The 602-nt window shown below is 52.3% G+C and carries 1 protein-coding gene; it reads left to right on the top strand.

Annotation, left to right across the window (positions count from 1 at the left end; genetic code table 11):
- The coding region (locus AK963_RS30340) for a hypothetical protein (protein ID WP_175404781.1) at positions 1-403 on the top strand (403 nt) is incomplete at its 5' end.
- Between the last annotated feature and the right edge of the window lie 199 nt (positions 404-602).

Genomic DNA, 602 nt, shown 5'->3' with positions numbered 1-602 from the left:
ACAGGCATTCTGGAACAAGTTGCGCAGTCTGCATCCGGATGTAGAGCAGATCTCAGCCAGTGAGGATTTTAAAGGCTGGTTTGCACGACAGGCTGCTGATGTTCAGGAGTTGAGTCGTGTCAGCCCACTGGGTGCAGCGCAGGTCATGAGTCTCTATAAAGAGGCCGCAGGTGTAAACAAGCCTGCACCGAAACCGGTACCTGATCCAGTAAAGAAAATGCAGCAGGCAAAGCAGCTGAGTGAACCGCCGGTGCGGACCCACTCAGTCCCTAAAACCCGGGGGCACCAACCGGCAATGACACTGGAACAGATTGCGGCCATGCCGCAGAAAGAGTTTAACGACAATGAAGAAAAACTCGACAATATTCTGGCCCAGTGGATCAAGCAGGGAGGTCGCCTCTGAGGGGAGCGTTTAATTATCGTCGTATAACCGCTTCCCGTGATTCAAAGGACTTGAATCATGGCAAACACTACGTTTCCAACGGGGGCTATGGCCAATGCCCTGTCCGTTATTTACTCCAAGAAACTCAACGCGAAGTTCTATAAACGAACCGTGTTGGCGGCCATCTGTAACACCAAGTGGGAAGGCGAGATCCAGTCGG

Origin of the sequence: Endozoicomonas atrinae (genome assembly GCF_001647025.1) — a bacterium.
Taxonomy (GTDB): Bacteria; Pseudomonadota; Gammaproteobacteria; order Pseudomonadales; family Endozoicomonadaceae; genus Endozoicomonas; species Endozoicomonas atrinae.
This window is presented reverse-complemented; position numbering and strand designations above follow the sequence as displayed.